Annotated in this window: 17 protein-coding genes; all 17 read right to left on the bottom strand. The window is 33.6% G+C overall.

Going from position 1 to position 18,204, the window contains the following annotated elements; translation table 11 throughout:
- Positions 1-91 precede the first annotated feature (91 nt).
- The 17 genes from RWM24_RS02075 to hisS all read right to left on the bottom strand — a co-directional run bounded on the left by RWM24_RS02075 (position 92) and on the right by hisS (position 18,142).
- Entirely contained in the window at positions 92-454 is a 363-nt protein-coding gene (locus RWM24_RS02075) for a DUF956 family protein (protein WP_314111064.1), read from the bottom strand.
- Positions 455-554: 100 nt separating this feature from the next.
- Positions 555-1,469, bottom strand: coding sequence for a PTS system mannose/fructose/sorbose family transporter subunit IID (locus RWM24_RS02070; RefSeq protein ID WP_314111062.1), 915 nt, complete (start codon positions 1,467-1,469; stop codon positions 555-557).
- A 15-nt stretch (positions 1,470-1,484) separates the two neighbouring features.
- Positions 1,485-2,294, bottom strand: coding sequence for a mannose/fructose/sorbose family PTS transporter subunit IIC (locus RWM24_RS02065; RefSeq protein ID WP_314111060.1), 810 nt, complete (start codon positions 2,292-2,294; stop codon positions 1,485-1,487).
- Between the two features lie 12 nt (positions 2,295-2,306).
- The gene (locus RWM24_RS02060) at positions 2,307-3,290 is read right to left on the bottom strand and encodes a mannose/fructose/sorbose PTS transporter subunit IIA (RefSeq protein ID WP_314111058.1); all 984 of its coding nucleotides are present in this window, start codon (positions 3,288-3,290) and stop codon (positions 2,307-2,309) included.
- Positions 3,291-3,490: 200 nt separating this feature from the next.
- On the bottom strand, positions 3,491-4,078 hold the full coding sequence (gene lepB / locus RWM24_RS02055) for a signal peptidase I (RefSeq protein WP_314111057.1): 588 nt from the start codon (positions 4,076-4,078) through the stop codon (positions 3,491-3,493).
- Between the two features lie 15 nt (positions 4,079-4,093).
- Positions 4,094-4,711: a signal peptidase I gene (gene lepB / locus RWM24_RS02050; protein WP_314111056.1), complete on the bottom strand. Its 618-nt coding sequence runs from the start codon at positions 4,709-4,711 to the stop codon at positions 4,094-4,096.
- Positions 4,712-4,726: 15 nt separating this feature from the next.
- Positions 4,727-6,187: a S41 family peptidase gene (locus RWM24_RS02045; protein ID WP_314111055.1), complete on the bottom strand. Its 1,461-nt coding sequence runs from the start codon at positions 6,185-6,187 to the stop codon at positions 4,727-4,729.
- A 12-nt stretch (positions 6,188-6,199) separates the two neighbouring features.
- A complete protein-coding gene (gene deoD, locus RWM24_RS02040; protein WP_314111054.1) occupies positions 6,200-6,910 on the bottom strand; it encodes a purine-nucleoside phosphorylase in 711 nt (236 codons plus the stop codon).
- Positions 6,911-6,950: 40 nt separating this feature from the next.
- Positions 6,951-7,562 (bottom strand): DUF2140 family protein, encoded by a 612-nt coding sequence (locus RWM24_RS02035; RefSeq protein WP_314111053.1) that lies wholly within the window; start codon positions 7,560-7,562, stop codon positions 6,951-6,953.
- Between the two features lie 48 nt (positions 7,563-7,610).
- Positions 7,611-8,756, bottom strand: a complete 1,146-nt coding sequence (gene hemW, locus RWM24_RS02030) for a radical SAM family heme chaperone HemW (RefSeq protein WP_314111051.1) — start codon at positions 8,754-8,756, stop codon at positions 7,611-7,613.
- Positions 8,757-8,766: 10 nt separating this feature from the next.
- Complete coding sequence (locus RWM24_RS02025) at positions 8,767-10,491, bottom strand: NFACT RNA binding domain-containing protein (protein WP_314111049.1); 1,725 nt, start codon at positions 10,489-10,491, stop codon at positions 8,767-8,769.
- A 627-nt stretch (positions 10,492-11,118) separates the two neighbouring features.
- A complete protein-coding gene (gene pepT, locus RWM24_RS02020) occupies positions 11,119-12,345 on the bottom strand; it encodes a peptidase T (protein WP_314111047.1) in 1,227 nt (408 codons plus the stop codon).
- A gap of 20 nt (positions 12,346-12,365) precedes the next feature.
- Positions 12,366-13,490 carry a Nif3-like dinuclear metal center hexameric protein gene (locus RWM24_RS02015; protein ID WP_314111046.1) on the bottom strand — a complete coding sequence of 375 codons (1,125 nt, stop codon included), beginning with the start codon at positions 13,488-13,490 and terminating at the stop codon, positions 12,366-12,368.
- On the bottom strand, positions 13,477-14,187 hold the full coding sequence (locus RWM24_RS02010; RefSeq protein WP_314111044.1) for a tRNA (adenine(22)-N(1))-methyltransferase TrmK: 711 nt from the start codon (positions 14,185-14,187) through the stop codon (positions 13,477-13,479). The genes RWM24_RS02015 and RWM24_RS02010 overlap by 14 nt, the downstream gene beginning before the upstream one ends.
- A 20-nt stretch (positions 14,188-14,207) precedes the next feature.
- Positions 14,208-14,975 (bottom strand): DeoR/GlpR family DNA-binding transcription regulator, encoded by a 768-nt coding sequence (locus tag RWM24_RS02005; protein ID WP_314111042.1) that lies wholly within the window; start codon positions 14,973-14,975, stop codon positions 14,208-14,210.
- 77 nt (positions 14,976-15,052) lie between these two features.
- The gene (gene aspS, locus RWM24_RS02000) at positions 15,053-16,810 is read right to left on the bottom strand and encodes an aspartate--tRNA ligase (RefSeq protein WP_314111041.1); all 1,758 of its coding nucleotides are present in this window, start codon (positions 16,808-16,810) and stop codon (positions 15,053-15,055) included.
- Between the two features lie 15 nt (positions 16,811-16,825).
- Positions 16,826-18,142, bottom strand: coding sequence for a histidine--tRNA ligase (gene hisS / locus RWM24_RS01995; RefSeq protein ID WP_314111039.1), 1,317 nt, complete (start codon positions 18,140-18,142; stop codon positions 16,826-16,828).
- Positions 18,143-18,204 lie beyond the last annotated feature (62 nt).

Genomic DNA, 18,204 nt, shown 5'->3' with positions numbered 1-18,204 from the left:
ACTTCTCATAGTAGGAATGATATGAGACTCGCAAAAGCGAGGCTGCTTCCGTCCCTTACTACTATATTAGAAGTCATTACAAAAACTAAAGTTACTTTTTGAAGAAATTCCTCATCGTAAACAACGGTTTATTACGTACAATGTTTTCTTCTCCAACAAATGTACGCATTTCTTTTAAACATTTCCCTGCATTTTTCACCACAAAATTAAATGAACCTGCAGATTTCGTATCTATAAAGAACCCACGAATATAACGATCCTTAAAGAAAATTTGAGCACGTACTTTGTCAATCTCATTCCAAGGAATTTGAATATAATCCTCCGGATTTTTTTCATTATAAAACTCAAACGCTCTATCCCCAACAAGAATATCGCCATGTTTATTTCCAATCCAGCCAACAAATGCATTCGCCTTCGTTGTATAAATAACTTTTGTATTTAATGACTGTGCCATAACATTCTCCTTTTTCATTAAACTGATAGCTCTATTTTATCATAAAACAAAAAAAGATGAACAGACATTTAAATCTGTTCATCTCAAAATTGTATCTTAATTACATAATTCCTGTTACACGACCAAGAATACCTAGTGCAAATAATCCAAAGATAATTAAAATTGGACTTACTTTACGTTTTAATAACCACATACATGCGAATGTTAATAATAAAGCAGCAAAACCTGGAATTAATTGGTTTAAGTTATCTTGTAAAGTTGTAACTTTTTCAGGAGATAATGAAGTACCACCTGCTAAAGCAGATAAGATTTTTTGTAATGTTGAACCATCAACAGCTCCATCAGGGAATTGAATGTATGCTCCTTCAGATAATTTAGCACGAGCAACAACTAATGGGAAGTTAATAGAAGTCCAACGTTGAACTAAAATCCCCATTACAAACATCCCTAAGATTGAAGCACCTTTAGTAATAGTTTGTAAAATTCCACCTGATAAGTCACTTGTAATTTCAGAACCTTTTTGATATCCCACTTCTTGTGTATACCATAAGAAACCGATTCGGATTAAGTTCCAAGCAATAAAGAAGAATAATGGTGCAATTAATGAACCACCAGTTGCCAATGAAGCAGCAATTGCTCCAAGAATTGGACGAACTGTAAACCAGAATACTGGATCCCCAATACCTGCTAAAGGTCCCATCATCCCAACTTTAACCCCTTGAATAGCAGCATCATCGATATCTGCTCCGTTTGCTTTTTCTTCTTCAAGAGCTAATGTTACCCCAAGAATTGGAGCAGCAATATATGGGTGAGTATTAAAGAACTCTAAGTGACGTTTTAAAGCATCACTTGCATCTTGTTTGTTAGGATATAATTTTTTAAGAGCTGGGATTAATGAGAATGCCCAACCACCATTTTGCATACGCTCATAGTTCCATGAACCTTGAAGGAACTGAGAACGTAACATTACGCTAATACGATCGCTTTTCGTTAATGAAACTTTTTTCTCTGACATATTTGTTCCTCCATTCTAGTAATCATTTAAAATATCACCAAGTGGGTCTCCTGAACCAGCATTTGATCCTGAACCACCTGAGTTATTTTTTTGTAAGTTTAAGTAAATAATAGCAATTGCTAAACCGATAATACCAGTTGCAATTAATGTTAATTCTTTAATTGGTGCTAATGCAAAACCTAAGAAGAAGAATGGCCATACTTCTTTAGTTGCCATTAAGTTAATAACCATCGCATAACCTACGGCTACTACCATTCCCCCACCTACAGTCATACCACCAGTAAACCATGCTGGCAATGAACCTAAAGCAGCTTGTACTGTTGCAGAAGGGATGAATAATAAAGCTCCTGCTGGAATTGCAATACGTAAACCTTGTGTAGCTAATGCTACATAGTGCCAAAATTCAACACCACGGAAGTTACCTTGTTCTGCTGCTCTATCAGCTTGGTGAACAAGTACAACAGATAATGTACGAACAAACATAGTTGTTACTAAACCAACAGTTGCTAAAGTAATTGCTGCTGCAATCGCAATGTTACGACCTTCTGTAGAGAAGTCACCGGCTTTTACATAAATAATGGCAGATGCTACTGAAGCTAACGCTGCATCGGGAGCAACTGCTGCACCGATATTAGCCCAACCTAAAGCTAATAATTGTAAAGCTCCACCTAAAATAATACATTCAGTTAAATGTCCAGTTGCTAATCCAATTAATGAACATGCAATAATTGGTTGATGGAATTGGAATTGGTCTAAAATACTTTCCATACCAGCTAAAAAGGCAACAACTAGGACTGCAATAATTGCTACAATATTAAAATCCATAATGACCTCCTATTAAATGCTTAATCCTTCGCCAGCTTTTGCAGCGATTAATTTGAATAAATCAGAAGGAGAATCTCCTGATACTTTTCTAACATCGAATTTTACGCCTAAATCACGTAATTTTTTATACGTATCAACATCTGCTTGGTCAACAGATAATACATTATTAATTTGAATTTTTCCAACTGAATGGGCCATAGAACCAATATTCAATTCTGGAATTTCTACACCTTTTTCGATAACTGCTAAAGCATCTTGTGGATTTTCAAATAATAATAATGCTTTTGTATCTCCAAAACGTGGATCGTTATACACTTGAACTAATTTATCCAATGGGATAACGTGAGCACGTACTCCTGGAGGAGCTGCTTGCTCAATTAATTTTTTACGTAAATCGTCTTTTGATACTGAATCAGAAACAACAATAATACGGTTTGGATTTGTTGCTTTAGTCCAGTTTGTCGCAACTTGTCCGTGAAGTAAACGAGTATCAATACGAGCTAATACAAACTTAATTTTTCCATCTCCTAAAACTGTTCCTTCTGGAATAGCTCCTTTTGATGCAACCGTTTGTTTTTCAGCTACTTCTTCTTTCTTTTGCAATTCTTCAGGGCGAACTTTTACCCCATCAATTGCAGTTGGAGCAATCGCTTGCGCAATTTCGTGAGCTGTGTTCATTGAGAAACGACTCGCATACGCTTCGATTAGCATTGGTAAGTTTAATCCAGCGACAATCGCACGATGTTCTGGAGCTTCTTCAAACAATTTATTTGCTTGATTGAATGGACTACCGCCCCATAAATCGACTAAGAATAAGATTTCTTCTGAATCAACTTTTGCAATGGCTTCTTGCAATTTTCTTTGCAAATCTTCTGGGCCTTCACTTGGCATAAATACAACAGATTCAACTTTTTCTTGTTCACCAAAAATCATTGAACCAGATTGCTTAATACCAGCAGCGAATTCACCATGGCTTGCAATAATAATTCCAACCATAAGATATCCTCCTATAATATAATATTTAGTGTATATAGTTTTACACTAACAGGAGTGTATCATTAATTTTTCTGTTTGTAAAAGAAAACAAATTGGATATAACATTAAAGAATTTTTATACTATATTTTACCCTTTAATTATTACGAAATTATTCCACAAAAAGAAAAAACTGGATGTTATAAATCCAGTTTTATTACTTTTATTCCGTATAAAGATAAGAATAATTTTTTTGTCCACCAAATTGATTCATTGGCCAAATGGTAAAAACAGCTTTTCCTTCAATAGCTTTTCGATCAATTAGTCCAATCATCCGACTATCTCTAGATACACCTCTATTATCGCCCATTACAAAATATTTTCCTTCAGGAATTTTTGTTTCTCCTGTTAAACTTTGTAATGTAAAGTCATCAATAAACACCGTTTGTTTTTGTAATGCTTCAGTATTAATAAAAGGTTGTTCAATTTTTTTACCATTGATATAAAGCACACCTTGTTTCAATTCTAATGTATCACCAGGCATTCCAATGACACGTTTAATATATTCAACATTTTCATCTGGAGCTTTTAGTACGACAACATCAAAGCGATTGATATCCCCAATTTTCGATAATATCATACGATCTCCATTATGTAATGTTGGATACATAGAAGCTCCACTAACTGTAAAAGGTCGTCCTAAGAAAATATACACTGCGCCTACAATAATAAATGCTACAATAAAAGACCATATCCATGACCAAATGATGGATACTATAGACGGTTTTGAATAATATTCTTCTTGTTCCATTACTATTCCTCCTTATTATTCAGAGTATAAATAAGAATAATTCGTTTGACCACCTATTCGATTATACGGCCAAATCGTAAAGACTGCTTTTCCTTCAATAGCGGTTCTATCAATAAAGCCTATCATACGACTATCTCTTGATACTCCACGATTATCTCCCATTACAAAATATTTTCCTGCAGGAACTTTTGATTCTCCCGTTAATTCTTGTAACGTAAAATCATCAATATAGACTGTCTTATTGACTAAAATTTCTTTATTAATAAACGGTTGTTCTACTACTTGTCCATTAATATATAATTTTCCTTCTTTTACTTCAATGGTATCACCAGGCATTCCAATTACTCGTTTAATATACTCTTTATCTTGATCTGGAGCATGTAATACAACTACATCAAAACGATTGATATCCCCTAATTTTGACATCAACATACGATCATTATTATGCAATGTCGGATACATTGATTGACCACTTACAGTAAAGGGTTTACCTACAAAGATAAATAATAAGGCTAGAATTGCAAAGGATACAGCAAAAGAGGCTATCCAACTGAATAATTCTTCCCATATAGTAGGTTTAGGAATTTTTCTTTTACGCATATTTCGAGGAATAAATGAACTAACTTCTTCCATGGAAAAACCTCCATTCTATTTTAGTAATTCTTTTGCAGCTTGATACTGTGTATCATTTTGTTGAATTAATTGTCTTACACTATTCATTAATTTTTGCGCTGTCTCTTCATCAACTTCTCCTGATGCAGTTAACCCTTCTTTTTGTTGATAAGCTTTTACTGCCTCTTGAGTAGCACTATCAAAATAACCGTCTGCTGTAACAGAATATCCTAATCCTTTTAAGATTGTTTCAACTGAAAGGACATTTTGAGAAACGGATCCTTCTTTTAATGTTTCTCTTGCATCAATAATTTTTAAAAAGGCATAATCCGGTAAAGTTACTTCTTTTGTTGGAGTTACTCCTTCTTTATGAATCCAATTTCCTTTTGGAGTTAACCATTTAGCATTTGTATATTTTAATTCACTATTATCCGAAATATCGATTACACTTTGAACGGTTCCTTTACCATAAGTTTTTGTTCCTACAATTTGTGCTCCAGCACCTTCTTTTACCGCTGCAGCAAGAATTTCAGAAGCACTAGCACTTCCTTCATTTACTAGAAGGACATAAGGTTGAGTAATTTTAAATTTTCCAATATCAGAAGAAGCTTTGTAAATCTTCTTCTCACCAAATCTGTCTTCTACTTGAACAATTGGTTCACCGTCTTTTAAGAACATATTCGCAACTTTATATGCTTGATCTAATAATCCACCAGGATTGTATCGAACATCAAATACAAATGCTTTAGCGCCTTTATTGGTTAAATCTTTCACGGCTTTTTCCAATTCTTGAGCGGTATTTTTTGCAAAACTAGTAATGCGAATATGACCAATTGTGGCATCCTCTTTATCTAATTCAGCTTTTACGGTATTAATCGCAATACTAGCTCTTGTTAATTTGACTTCTAAAGAAGTACCCGCGCGTTCAATTGTTAAAACAACATCTGTTCCAACTTCCCCACGTACTTTTTTTACAACTTCAGAAATGGTCTTACCAGTCATATCTTCGCCATCAACTTTTGTAATGACATCATCAGCTTGAAGGCCTACTTGTTGTGAAGGACTTCCTTCCATTGTTGTACTAATTACTACTCGACTTTGATCTGATTTTAATTCGGCACCAATTCCACCAAATGCTCCATTGACGGTTTCATCTAATTGTGCTGTTTCGTCATTTACTAAATAAGTAGTATAAGGATCTCCAACTGATTCAGCCATCCCTTTAATAGCCCCTTGAATTAATTGTTCATTGGTAATATTTTTATCTAAATAATTTTGTTTTAAATAATAAAATACTTTCTCAATTTGAAATAATTCTTGCTTGGAAAATGCATGTGCTTGAGTTTGATTACTAATTAGTTTTGGTAACTGTGTCCAAATTATACCAATTGTCAATCCTACAGAAACGATGATTGTTGCAATTATTGATACAATAAAAACCCATAGTCGTATTCCTTTTTTAGGAGCTTTCACGACTTTTTCTTGATTTTTTTCCATATTTTTACCTACTTATTCGCCATGATGAACTGTTTCTAAAGCAATTTCCATCATTTCATTAAATGTTTTTTCACGCTCTTCAGCAGTTGTTTCTTCACCTGTTAAAATATGGTCACTAATCGTTACAATTGCTAGAGCTTGTTTCTTATGTTGAGCAGCTAATGCATATAAACCAGCAGCTTCCATTTCAATGGCAAGTACGCCGTATTCTTGTAATTTTTGTTTGTTTAATTCAGCATTATAAAAACGATCTGAAGATAAAATATTTCCAACGTGTACAGTCGTACCTCGTTCTTTTGCTAAATGATAAGCTTTATCTAATAAATCAAATGAAGCTAAAGGTGCAAAGTTAACTTGTCCTTGGAAAATATTTGTAATAATTGATGAATCCGTTGTAGCTCCTTGAGCTAATACAATATCACGAACATTTACATCCGGTTGAATAGAACCAGCTGAACCAATACGGATAATTTTTTCAACGCCAAATTCAGTATATAATTCATTGGCATAAATCATCATCGAAGGAATTCCCATTCCACTACCTTGAACTGATACTCGTTGTCCTTTGTATAAACCTGTATATCCAAACATATTTCTTACGCTATTATATTGTTCAACATCTGTTAAATAATGTTCCGCAATGTATTTTGCACGTAGTGGGTCTCCTGGCATTAATACTACCTCTGCGATTTGTCCTTTTGTTGCATTAATATGTACACTCATATGTGATCTCCTAACTGTCTTATAGACTTTTAAATTTTTCTTACTGTAGATATTCTACTATATTGTCATTAGAAATTGAAATAGAAAAAATAAATTCATTTGTTTTTAAATTAATTTTTTTTGCTTTAATCGTATTTCCTTCATGAAGTCCCGATAAATTTAGTAGAAAATACTGTTTTTCAGTATTTAATTGGAACCATTCTGGAAACTCCATTTGTTGTAATCTACCTAATGCTAAAAATACTGGTAAAGAGAATCCCCCTAATTGAACAGACTGTATTTTTAATTGAATGGCTCCTTCTTCAGTTACATATGGAACTGTCGTCATTCTATAAGAAACAGTAACCCCTAATGCAGTTGCATCTCCAGTAATTTGAATGACTGAATCATTCATCACAAAGCTTGGAAAACTTGGATTTTCAACTTGATTCTTTTTCGTAACAATCTCTAAAATATTTTGAATTTCATTTTTACTTAAAGTTACTTCCATCCAATTCTCTCCTTGTTCTACAATTTGCGTAGTTGAAACTTGATTTTTAGTTCGACTAGGAATTAATGAAGAAATCATTACAAATACATTTATAGCAATAATGCCAAAAAATGCAAGTTTCCAGTAATTCCATTTTTTTATAGTTCTTCTTGACGGTGTCATTCTACCACCTCTTTCCTTTTCATAAAAGCAATTTTATAAAATATTAAATTAATCTTCTAAAAGAAAAGCTTGAAATACATTATTTCCTAAAAACTTCCCTTTATGTGTCAATGCAATTCCTTCACCAGTTATCTGGATTAATTCCTGGTCTAATAAATCCTCGATAATTTCTTGATAAATATCATTAATATTTTTATCAAATCGTTTAAAAAATTCTTGATTGGATACACCAGACATTTTTCTTAATCCTAAAAACATAAACTCTTCTATTTGGGATTTTTGACTTAATACATCCTTTTGTAAAATTGGAAGTGTAAAATTTCGCAATGGCTCTAAATAATGTTGAATTGGTCCACAATTTTGATAGCGTTCTTGATTTAAATAACCATGAGCACCCGCACCAAATCCTAAATACTCATCTGCTTTCCAATAATGTAAATTATGTCTTGATTCAAAACCTGGAAGTGCATAATTACTAATTTCGTAATGATGCCGTCCAAAACTTTCCATTGAATCCATGGCTAATTGAAACATATCCGCTTCCTCATCTTGCGATGGTAAAGGAAGCTTGCCTTGTCTCATTAAATTATAAAAAACAGTCTTCTGTTCTAAAATTAAGGAATAAATCGAATAATGTGGTAAATCTAATTCCATTGCAATTTTTAAACTATCTTCAAAATCTTGAATCGTTTGTTGCGGCAGTCTAAAAATTAAATCAATACTCATATTCTCAAATCCTAGTTTTCGAGCATTTCCTATGGTTTGTAAAACTGTCTTTTTACTATGTTTGCGACCAATCTTCTTCAATAGTTCATCATTAAAAGATTGGACACCCATACTAATACGATTTACCCCATATTCTTTCATCACTTCTAATCGTTCTATTTGTCCGTCATCTGGATTTAATTCCATCGTAAATTCACAATTTTGCTCTAATGGTAAATAACGATGAATTCCTTCAAATAAAGTTGCTAATTGCTTTGGCGTTAAAGTTGAAGGTGTTCCTCCCCCGATATATAACGTCTCTAAAGGAGAGATTGGATGAGCTTCTGCTCGTAATTGCATTTCTCTTACTAATAAATCAACATATTCATCAACCGGTTGCCCTTCAATAAATACCTTATTAAAATCGCAATAATAGCAAATATGAGAACAAAAAGGAATATGAATATAAGCTGCTCTTACTGCGTTCATTTGTCTCTCCTTATTCTTTTGGTTTATTTTCCCGAATTTGTTGAATCACTGCTTCATCCGGAGTAATATACGTATTTTGTTGTCCTTCATACACAACAAATCCTGGTTTAGATCCATTTGGCTTTCTAATTTTAGAAACTGAAACATAATCCACAGGAACGGTTGCCGAATGACGGTATTTAGAATAGTATGCTGCCAACATGGCTGCTTGACCAATTGTTTCATCCGTTGGATTAGCTGACTCTACAATGACGTGTGATCCAGGAATATTTTGAGCGTGGAGCCATAAATATTCTTTTTTCGCTTGTTTTAAGGTTAAGCTATCATTTTGTAAATTATTTCGACCTACTAAAATTCTTGTACCATCATTTGAATAGAAAACATATGGTTTTGAAGGTTTCACTTTTTGTTTTCCTTTTTTCATAGCAGAACGTTTTAAATACCCACTTGCTACTAATTCTTCTCGAATGATTTCTAAATTTTGCACATCCGCTTCTTCAATTTGATATAACACTTGTTCTAAATATTGAATTTCTTGATGGGTAAATGCTTGTTGTTTTTCAATATGTTCAATTGAATTTCTTAATTTTTGATATTTTTTAAAATAAGCTTGCGCATTTTGAGAAGGTGTCAACCAGGTAGACAATGGAATGGTTAATAACTCATTATTGTCATAATAATTCTCCACTTGAATTTCAGTTTGTCCTTTTTCAATTTGATACAGGCAAGTATTTAATAACTCCCCTTTAATACGATATTGTTCCGCTTTCTCACTCTTTTGTAAATCTTCTTCAAATTTAACGAGTTTTTCTCGATTTTTCTTTAATTCCGATTTCAACATTTGAAGTAAATTTCCAGCTAACTGTTGGATTTTTTCTTCCTGAACTTTATGAACATAATAAGCTGTTAATAATTCAGATAATGTTTCAAACGATTGATTTTCAGCATTTTGGAATGAGTAATATGGACATACTGTGAAGTAGCTTTTTCCATTAGATAATTTTGCCAAAGTTGGTGTTGGTTTCTCATTATTTTGTTCTAAAAACTTCCATAAACTTTCAGCAATTGTTTCATCAAACATCATAGAACGTTCAACAATTTCATTTGCTGTTAATGTACTCATTCCTTGAACAAGATTCATTAGTGATTTGGTTAATGAATCTTCAGAAACTTCTCTATTCAATCTGGCATCTAATTCAAAAAGAGTCATTTCAAATGGATTCAGTTTTGTTTGGTGAGGAGGTAATTGATAAGTAGCCCCCGGTTGTAAGGTACGATAAGTATTTTGAGTCAATGGAATTCGTTTTAAACAATCAATAATTTGCTGACTTCTTCGATCCACTAAGAAAACATTACTATGTTTTCCCATCATTTCAAGTGTCAAACGCCATTTCGCTTCATCTCCAAGTTCATCCCTTGTATCCACATCTAAATGAATAATACGGTCAGCTCCCACTTGAGTAAAATCTTGAATAATTGCTCCTTCTAAATATTTTCTTAAAATCATACAAAAGTTTGGAGCAATTTCAGGATTATCCCCTTTTTCAGTAATAAACTGGAAACGTGCCATCATGGGATGAGCACATAATAATAATAAGTAATTTTTACGATTGGAACGAATCGTTAATTGAATTTCATAAGGAAGGGGCTGATGAATTTTACTAATTCTCCCTCCAATAATTTCTTTAGAAACTTCATCCGTCATCCATTTTGTAAATAAACCATCAAATGTCATAAGTTCCTCCATATTGATAAAAAAATAGATTTGAATTTATCTAATTATAAATCCAAATCTATTATATTTCGTTTCATCGTTAGATTAGATTTTACTGTTAAACTCTACTCTATTGTAACGATTTTTAGAGAATTTATCTACTGATATGATAAGAAAGCACAGAAGACAAATACAATTAGCTTTATCTTAATGTAGCTACGGCGCAAGCAGCCTCGCATAGCGAGTCTCATTGCTAAAAATCGAGCCTTGGTCTCGATTTTTCCGGCAATAAATGCCTAACCAGGCATTTATTGCATCAGCTACTTTGAAAAGCTAATTGTATTTTGACGGATGATAATGAATTTACGAAAAATCACAATCTTTTCATTATTAAATACTGACTTAAGAAAATCTCATAGCAAGTAATAAGCAGTTGATATTACTAAAAAAATGTTCAGTTTTAACCGTCCAAACTAAAATATCCGTCAAAATAAAATTGGCTTTTCTCTGTAGCTTTAGCACTATAAGCCAGATGGGCTTATAGTGCAGGAAAAATTGAGACCTTAGGCTCAATTTTTAGGCATGAGATTCGCTTTGCGAAGCTGCTGCCGTTCTTAGCTACTATAAGAAAAGCCATATTTTATATTTTTATTTCGCTAGTAATTGTGCAATTTCAATAATGACATCACGTGCTTTTTCCATTGATTCTACAGCGACGAATTCATATCGTCCGTGGAAGTTTTCTCCACCTGCAAAAATGTTTGGAGTTGGTAAGCCCATAAATGAAATTTTAGAACCATCTGTACCACCACGAATTGGTTCAATATTTGGCGTAATTGATAAGTTTTCCATTGCTTTTTGAGCAACTTCAACAGCTCTAAAATCTTTTTCAATAATTTCAGCCATATTGTAATATTGATCTTTCATATCAATTGAAATGCGATTGCTATCTAATGATGCGTTTAGTCGATCTGCAACTAATTGTAAATATGCTTTTTTCGCTTCGAATAATGTACGATCATGGTCACGAATAATATAGACTAATTTTGCCTCTTCTACGACACCATTAGCATACATTAAGTGATAGAATCCTTCACGACCAGAAGTATGTTCTGGTACTTCAAATTCAGGTAAAGCATTTTGGAATTGACGAGCAATTTCTAAGGCATTCACCATTGTATCTTTTGCAGTTCCTGGGTGAACATTTTTCCCTTGGATTGTAATTTCAGCTTGAGCAGCATTGAAACTTTCGTATTCTAATTCTCCTACTGGGCCTCCATCCATAGTATAGGCAAAGTCACAGCCAAATTCTTCCACATCAAATAAATCAGCACCACGTCCAATTTCTTCATCTGGACCAAATGCTACACGAATTTTTCCGTGTTCGATTTCAGGATGAGCTAATAAGTATGCACCTGCAGTAACAATTTCACTAACACCTGCTTTATCGTCAGCTCCTAATAATGTTGTACCATCTGTTGTAATTAATGTTTTCCCTACATAATTTTTTAAATTTGGAAAATCTTTTGGAGATAAAACAAATTTACCTTCTTTATCTAATACAATAGCTTCTCCATCATAATTTTCATGGAATTGAGGTTGTACATTACGAGCTTCAAAATCAGCTGTATCTACGTGAGAAATAAAACCAACAACCGGTACTTCTTTTGTAGTTGTAGCTGGAATTGTTGCCGTTACGAAACTATTTTCAGGATTTAATCTTACATCTTGATATCCTAATTCTACTAATTCTTCTACTAAGTCTTTTAAAAACTCTGTTTGACTTGGTGTTGATGGAACAGTTGTGCTTGCTTCATCTGAACGAGTTTCTTTTTTTACATAACGAATAAAACGATCAACTAATTGATTTGGCATATTACATTCCTACTTTCTTCTTATAAAAATTCAAATGGATCTGTATCAATCGTACTTTTAATCACTGATACATTCCAATTTTCTTCTTGATCCCATTGTACAAGCCAGTTCGCTAATTTTTCAATACAAACGACTTCAATATGATGTCCTGCATCTACTAATAATATCGGTGATTCTTGAATATCATGAGCCACATGATACGTAATATCACCTGTTACAAATGCATCTGCCCCTTTACCTACAGCTGCTTGGTAAAAACTTCCACCAGAACCTCCTAGAACGGCAACTTTACGAATCTTGTCTAACGAACGATTTCGTGGAGTGACAAAACGTAATCCTTTTAATTGGAATTGATTTTTGACATAAGTGACAAATTCTTCCACAGATAATGCTTCAGGTAATTGCCCAATTCGTCCAATTCCTAGTGTTTTTGCATCATTTTCTAATACCCACACTTCATAAGCTGGAACTTCATAAGGATGACTTGCTTTCATAGCAGTAATAATAGCATCCACTTGATTTTCATAACAGATAACTTCTACTTTTTCCTCTGCTACTTGTTCTGCTTGATTCACTTGTCCAATTGCAGGATTTGCTCCTTCAGTTGGTGTAAAACGTCCTACTCCACTAGTTGTAAAACTACATTCCTTGTAACAATTACCGATTTGTCCTGCACCTGCTTCATGCATTGCTTGACGAACCGTACTTGCTTGTTCTTTTGGTACAAAAACTGCAATTTTCATTTGACGAAGTTTTCCTGTTGGAGATAGTACTTCTATTTTTTCTAATTGTAATACTTCACTTAACCAATCATTGACACCACCGGTTACAACATCTAAGTTTGTATGAGCCGCATAAATCGCAATATCATGCTTTAAAATTTCTTGATACATTTTATGTTGCGGATTTGTTAAATCAAATTGTTGTACCGGTCTAAAAATTGGTGGATGATGCGCTATAATTAAATCAACATTTTTTTCAATCGCTTCTTGAATGATTGAAGGACGAATATCTAAAGTCGTCATCACTACTCGAACTTCTTGATTCCAATCCCCAAAATGTAAGCCAATTGGATCTTTTCCCATTGCTAAAGACTTCGGAACTCTTTGTTCAAATTTACGGATAACTTCTCTAACGGTTGGCATTGTTAATCAATCCTTTCAATTCAAGATATTGATGGTTAAATGTTTCTACTTTTTCAGTTGGAACTTCTTTGCTCTGTTTCAATTGCGCTAAAATTTCTTCAATTTTGCGTAATTGTCGTTCCCATTTACGAATCACCAACTCTGTTGGATTCTTTATTAATTTTGGACCAAATTTAATTTGCGTTGCAGTTAATGGGACACTCTGTTCTCTTTTTTCAGCTACAATAATTTCATATAAGCGATGATGATCTTCCACTACAACTTCTTCTAAAATTTCATAGTGATGGTCCACTAACCACTGTCTTAATAAATGTTCAGCAACATTTGGCTGCAACACTAATCTTTCTTTACCAGTTAAAGTTCCATTTACTCGACCTTGTTCTAAAATACGAGCAATCAATTCTCCGCCCATTCCACAAATAGAAATGGCTGTAACTTCATCTTCAGAAGTAACGACATCTAAACCGTCCCCTAAACGAACAGAAATTTTATCGTTTAAAACATAATCTTGAACAGTTTGCATTGCAGACTCGTATGGACCTTTTACAACTTCTCCGGCAATTGCGTTAGTAATCAATCCTTGCTGAATAGCATACACTGGTAAATAAGCATGATCGGAACCAACATCACATAATAATGTCACCCCATTTAAAAAAGAAGCAACTGTTTTTAGTCTTGGACCTAATTCTACCGACATTTCTTACTCCTTTCTTTCCATTAGGAAATAAATAATACTTTTACACCGATACTTTTTAAATAAGCTACTGTCTCAGCATCAGCGGAATAATCCGTAATTAAATGCGTAATCATGGAACAATCTGCCGTATGGAAATTGGATTCTCTTCCAACTTTAGCTCCTTCAGCAACAACAATCTTAGGACCATTCGTCCGTTCTAAAATGACACGATTGACTGCTGTTTCGGGTAAAGCAACAGTCGTAATTCCATTTTTATTAATGCCACCGACACCTAAGAAACAAATATTCGCACGAGCTTTTGAAAATGAATTAATGGCAAAATCTCCGACTAAAGATTTCTTTTGCTCAAAAATTTCTCCTCCACTTAACACAATCGAAGCTTTTGAGGAGGCCTTCTTAAAAATAGAACGTCCATTATTCGTTAATATCGTTACATTCTCATCTGCTAAATAATTCAATAATAAAAAGGCTGTAGAACCTGAATTAATAAAGACCATATCATGTTCGCGAACTAAGCCAGATGCTCGGCGTGCAATATTTTTCTTAGTAGAATTGTATTGTTTTTGTTCAATATTTTCTTTTTCTATTTTACCAGTAATATATTTTGCTCCACCATAAAAACGTTCAATCAGTCCTTGATCTTCAAAACGTTGTAAATCTCTACGGATTGTAATTTCAGAAACTTCTAATCTGGCAGATAATTCTTCCACAGATAATTGCCTATGTTCCTGTAATAATTTCAAAATTTCTTGTTGTCTTTTAAACACAACACCTTTGCTATTTTTCATTAGTATTCGTTCCTTATTTTTCTCTATGAAGAACAGAGGAGAAGCCTTCATTGACGACTTCTCCATTGTTCAATATTTTAGCGAATTTTTAATGATAATTCTTGTAATTGTTGTTCAGATACTGGACTTGGTGCATGTGTCATAGTGTCCATAGCTGAACCATTTTTAGGGAATGCAATCACTTCACGGATGTTATCTTCCCCAGCTAATAACATGACTAGACGGTCTAATCCTAATGCAATTCCTCCGTGTGGTGGGAATCCATAATCTAGTGCATCCATTAAGAATCCAAATTGTTCTTGAGCGGATTCTTTTGTGAATCCTAATACGTTAAACATTGCTTCTTGCATGTCTCTTCTATAAATTCTTAATGAACCTCCGCCTAATTCATATCCATTTAATACAATATCATAAGCTTGAGCTTTAGCTGCTGCTGGATCTTCTAATAAAGCATTGAAATCTTCATTTACTGGACGAGTAAATGGATGGTGCATTGCTTGATAACGGTTTGCATCTTCGTCATATTCTAATAATGGCCAATCAACAACCCATAAGAAATTGAATTTAGTTTTATCAATTAATTCATGTTTTCTACCGAAGTGTAAACGTAATTCAGATAATGATTGTGCAACAACACTTGGTTTATCTGCACAGAAGAAAATAATATCTCCCACTTCTGCATCTAAACGTTCTCTTAATGCTGTTTCTTGGTTTACTAAGAATTTAGCAATTGGTCCTTTTAGTCCATCTTCTTCTACTTTCAACCAAGCTAATCCTTTTGCACCATATTTAGCAACAAATTGTGCTAAGCTATCTGCATCTTTACGAGAATATTCATCTGCTAATCCTTTTAAGTTTAAGGCTTTTACATGTCCACCGTTTTCAACAACAGTACTGAACACTTTTAAGTCAGAATCTTTTACAATATCCGCTACATCAATTAATTCTAATGCAAAACGAGTATCTGGTTTATCATTACCATAACGGCTCATTGCTTCAGCAAATGATAAACGAGGGAATGGAGTTGTTACTTCTACTCCTAATGTATCTTTCATGACTTTTTTCAATAAGCCTTCCATCATTTCTTGAATTTCTTCAGCTGATAAGAAACTTGTTTCAATATCGACTTGTGTAAATTCAGGTTGACGGTCTCCACGTAAATCTTCGTCACGGAAGCAACGAACGATTTGGTAGTAGCGGTCTAATCCCCCACCCATTAATAATTGTTTAAATGTTTGAGGTGATTGTGGTAAAGCATAGAAACTTCCTTCATGTACACGAGAAGGTACTAAATAGTCACGAGCTCCTTCTGGAGTTGATTTTGCTAAGTATGGAGTTTCTACATCGATAAATCCTTCAGTATCTAAATATTCACGAATTGCACGAGTTGTTTTATGACGTAAACGTAAGTTTTCTAATACAGGTTTACGACGCATATCTAAATAACGATATTTCATACGTAATTCGTCTGAAGCTACTTTATCATCTTCAATGTAAATTGGTGGAGTTTTAGCTTTTGCTAATAATTCAACATCATGTACTTCTAATTCCATTGTACCCGTTTTTAAGTTTGGATTTGTTAATCCTTCACCACGTAAAGCAACAGTACCTGTTACTTCAATAACGTACTCTGGACGTAAGGTATCTGCAATTTCAAAAGCTGCTTGGTTATGTTGTGGGTTAAATACCACTTGCATTACACCTTCACGGTCACGTAAGTCGATAAAAATAACTCCACCATGGTCACGACGTTTTTGTACCCAACCATGTAATGTAATTTCTTTTCCTACTAATTCTTCTGTGACTAATCCACAATAAATTGATCTCTTTTTCATACAAATCCCTACTTTCTATTTTCCAAAATATTCATCAATTGCTGTTGTATCCATAGTTGCTTGGCGGAATAAACTATCAAAATCTTCATATACATCTGCTAAGTCAACTTTTACTTCTTTACCAGTGCTCATTACTTTTAGTGGAACTTGACGACTTGCCAATTCTTCTTCTCCTAAAGTAATCACAACTTTTGCTCCATATTTTTGAGCATTTTTAAATTGAGGTTTTGCTTTTCTACCGAAGAAATCACGATCTACAGAATAACCTTGTTGACGTAAAGAGATAGAAAGTTTTAATACTTCTTCTTCTGTTTCTTCTCCTAAACCAACAATATAAGCATCTAATTCTTGTAAATCAGGAATTTCTACTTGTTCATCTTTCATTAATAACACAAGTCTTTCCATTCCTAATCCAAATCCAAACCCTGGAGTTTCTGGTCCATCTAATTCTTGAACAAGACCATCATAACGTCCTCCACCACAAATCGTTGTTTTAGCACCAAATGATTTTGAATCCGTCATAATTTCAAAAATCGTATCTTGATAATAATCTAATCCACGAACCATTGTTTCATCAATCTCAAATGGAATATCTAATGCTTTTAGATATTGTTGCACCTTTTCAAAGTGAGTACGTGCTTCATCTGATAAAAATTCTAAAATACGTGGTGCATTTTTTACGATTTCAATATCACGTTTATCTTTACTGTCTAATACACGTAATGGATTTTTATGAAGACGATTTTTTGAATCTTCACTTAATTCTTCAGTAAATGGTTCTAAATAATCAATTAAAGCTTGACGATAGGCGATACGATCTGCTGTTTTACCAAGTGAATTAATGACTAAACGCATATTGGATAAGCCAAGTTCTTTTAATAAATCCCATGCCATTGCAATAGTCTCAACATCCGTTGCTGGATTTGTTGAACCAAATACTTCCACACCTAATTGGTGGAATTGTCTTAAACGTCCTGATTGTGGACGTTCATAACGGAACATTGGAGCCATGTAATAAACTTTATAAGGTTTCTTATGTTCTGGTCCAAATAATTTATTTTCTACATACGCACGAACGATAGCTGCTGTTCCTTCTGGACGTAATGTAATATGACGGTCACCCTTATCATAAAAGTCATACATTTCTTTAGAAACGATATCCGAAGTATCACCCACACCTCTACTAAATAATTCATAACTTTCAAACATTGGTGTACGCATTTCTTCAAATTGATAATCGCCTAAAATAATGCGAGCAGTTTCTTCAATGTAATGCCAGATTTTTATTTCCTCTGGTAATAAATCAGCTGTTCCTTTTGGTTTTTGAATCATTTTATCCCTACTTTCTATGTATAAAAATATGTAAAAAAAATCCTGACTCAAATGAATGAGTC

Origin of the sequence: uncultured Granulicatella sp., from assembly GCF_963516875.1 — a bacterium.
In the GTDB taxonomy this organism is placed as follows: Bacteria; Bacillota; Bacilli; order Lactobacillales; family Aerococcaceae; genus Granulicatella.
This window is presented reverse-complemented; position numbering and strand designations above follow the sequence as displayed.

Coding starts and splice junctions, on each gene's coding strand:
- RWM24_RS02075 (WP_314111064.1), bottom strand. CDS start 454: ATGGCACAGTCATTAAATACAAAAGTTATTTATACAACGAAGGCGAAT.
- RWM24_RS02070 (WP_314111062.1), bottom strand. CDS start 1,469: ATGTCAGAGAAAAAAGTTTCATTAACGAAAAGCGATCGTATTAGCGTA.
- RWM24_RS02065 (WP_314111060.1), bottom strand. CDS start 2,294: ATGGATTTTAATATTGTAGCAATTATTGCAGTCCTAGTTGTTGCCTTT.
- RWM24_RS02060 (WP_314111058.1), bottom strand. CDS start 3,290: ATGGTTGGAATTATTATTGCAAGCCATGGTGAATTCGCTGCTGGTATT.
- lepB (WP_314111057.1), bottom strand. CDS start 4,078: ATGGAACAAGAAGAATATTATTCAAAACCGTCTATAGTATCCATCATT.
- lepB (WP_314111056.1), bottom strand. CDS start 4,711: ATGGAAGAAGTTAGTTCATTTATTCCTCGAAATATGCGTAAAAGAAAA.
- RWM24_RS02045 (WP_314111055.1), bottom strand. CDS start 6,187: ATGGAAAAAAATCAAGAAAAAGTCGTGAAAGCTCCTAAAAAAGGAATA.
- deoD (WP_314111054.1), bottom strand. CDS start 6,910: ATGAGTGTACATATTAATGCAACAAAAGGACAAATCGCAGAGGTAGTA.
- RWM24_RS02035 (WP_314111053.1), bottom strand. CDS start 7,562: ATGACACCGTCAAGAAGAACTATAAAAAAATGGAATTACTGGAAACTT.
- hemW (WP_314111051.1), bottom strand. CDS start 8,756: ATGAACGCAGTAAGAGCAGCTTATATTCATATTCCTTTTTGTTCTCAT.
- RWM24_RS02025 (WP_314111049.1), bottom strand. CDS start 10,491: ATGACATTTGATGGTTTATTTACAAAATGGATGACGGATGAAGTTTCT.
- pepT (WP_314111047.1), bottom strand. CDS start 12,345: ATGCCAAATCAATTAGTTGATCGTTTTATTCGTTATGTAAAAAAAGAA.
- RWM24_RS02015 (WP_314111046.1), bottom strand. CDS start 13,490: ATGCCAACCGTTAGAGAAGTTATCCGTAAATTTGAACAAAGAGTTCCG.
- RWM24_RS02010 (WP_314111044.1), bottom strand. CDS start 14,187: ATGTCGGTAGAATTAGGTCCAAGACTAAAAACAGTTGCTTCTTTTTTA.
- RWM24_RS02005 (WP_314111042.1), bottom strand. CDS start 14,975: ATGAAAAATAGCAAAGGTGTTGTGTTTAAAAGACAACAAGAAATTTTG.
- aspS (WP_314111041.1), bottom strand. CDS start 16,810: ATGAAAAAGAGATCAATTTATTGTGGATTAGTCACAGAAGAATTAGTA.
- hisS (WP_314111039.1), bottom strand. CDS start 18,142: ATGATTCAAAAACCAAAAGGAACAGCTGATTTATTACCAGAGGAAATA.